Origin of the sequence: Yersinia sp. 2542 StPb PI, assembly GCF_048593855.1 — a bacterium.
Lineage (GTDB): Bacteria > Pseudomonadota > Gammaproteobacteria > Enterobacterales > Enterobacteriaceae > Yersinia > Yersinia enterocolitica_E.
Map to the genome: position 1 here is coordinate 1 of NZ_JAZGQA010000378.1, position 1,590 is coordinate 1,590.

Here is a 1,590-nt window from a genome sequence, read left to right on the forward strand (position 1 = left end):
ATGTGATTGGCGGCGGTGGGTATTGCCGATCTTTTAGAGCCATCGGCAATGTGAGATTTATAACCTAGCGTGACTAGCTTCTGACCCATCCTCTACTGATAGGCAGAGCAAAACTAATACGATAGAGGCGAGTCATACCACTCGCGATAGCGTCACCGAATAAATTCCATACTAACTGTGCGAACAGACAACCAATAATCCCTAATAAGAAGGCACCCACCATATCTAATGGCCAATGAACACCCAGGTAAATACGTGACCATGCAATGGCGGCTGCGACGACCATCATGCTGACTGCGGACCAGAGTTTGTGCCAAAAAACAAAGGCTAAGGCAAAGGTGAAAATAGCGGTGCCGTGATCACTTGGGAAAGAGCTGTCAGGTGCATGGCTCATAAAGTTATAGCCAAAACCGACAACAAAAGGGCGATCGTGTGGGATAAGCATCCCGATACAAGCCGCTGAAAGCATAGAGAAAGCAAGAGCGATTGCTGCCTTGGTTACCACTGCTCGCTGCATGTTAATGCTATCTTTTGGCCCCCATAGCCACAGTGCCACCAGTAACACGGGGATAATCATGATCAGGTCACGTGCGATGAAGGTCGCAAAAGAAATCATCCATGGCGGTGATGCAGGGGTCGCATTTATCATGGAAAAGAAAAAATAGTTCATTTGTTCCATTATTCAGTACCTTTATCGCGGCGGTAAAAACCGCTAATCATCCAAAACAGAGCCAACTGGCTCAGCCATACCCACCAACCCGCCCACAGGTTATGAGTAAGAAAATGTGCCCCGCGCATAATTTGACCAAACCCCATCAACATGCCAAGACCAATACCGAGCAACCAACACAGCGTAGCCAACCGAGGCCGCTCGGGGTAGAACAGGAAGAACAGTGCCATCACGGCAAAACCGCTGGATGCATGGCCACCGGGAAAACAGTGGCCGGGACCTGCACCTACAGGAGCGGTACCCATCAGCACATAACTGATAGCTTTACCACCGTACTCCACCAGATCCCAAGGGCAGGAGTGGGCGCTGACGGCCTTTAGCACACCAACCACCAACGGACCGATGCCAAACAACAACATGGTCGTCACCAAGCGCCCATTACGGCGATAAATCCCCCATAACAATGCCACCACGGCAGTACTGATAATGGTTATTTTCAATAATCGGTGGTTGAGTAAATCCAGCCAGTAATTGTTTTCCCATGGAAAATTTTGCCCGACGGGGTCAAACCAGTAATTGCTGATAAACCAATCTAGTTGCTCGTTGTTCGACAGCCATAGAAAGAGCAATCCACAGATCACTAACCCAAAAACCTGCCAAAAATAGAAGGATAACGGCAACGAGTAAAGGGAGTTTGTCTTAATTATCTGTGCTGTTGAGGCATTATTTAATGTCGCTGGAGTGACATTGGCTTGAGAGGTAGGCTTGCTGGTCTTCACGAAGTAACCTGAAGCGGAAATAGGGAATACTAAGACTGTAATAATATTGTCTTAAGAAAGCCTTAAGGGGCAGATGGTGCGATATGGACGAGAGTAGAAATAGGCAGAACTCAAATTTCAGGCAAGAAAAAACCCGATAGT

Annotated in this window: 2 protein-coding genes; both read right to left on the minus strand. The window is 47.8% G+C overall.

From position 1 onward, the window contains the following. Nucleotides 1-73: 73 nt before the first annotated feature. The gene (gene ybjG, locus V1952_RS21750; protein WP_372559364.1) at nucleotides 74-679 is read right to left on the minus strand and encodes an undecaprenyl-diphosphate phosphatase; all 606 of its coding nucleotides are present in this window, start codon (nucleotides 677-679) and stop codon (nucleotides 74-76) included. Continuing rightward, nucleotides 679-1,350, minus strand: a complete 672-nt coding sequence (locus tag V1952_RS21755) for a phosphatase PAP2 family protein (RefSeq protein ID WP_372559923.1) — start codon at nucleotides 1,348-1,350, stop codon at nucleotides 679-681. The genes ybjG and V1952_RS21755 overlap by 1 nt, the downstream gene beginning before the upstream one ends. Between the last annotated feature and the right edge of the window lie 240 nt (nucleotides 1,351-1,590).

Coding starts and splice junctions, on each gene's coding strand:
- ybjG (WP_372559364.1), bottom strand. CDS start 679: ATGGAACAAATGAACTATTTTTTCTTTTCCATGATAAATGCGACCCCT.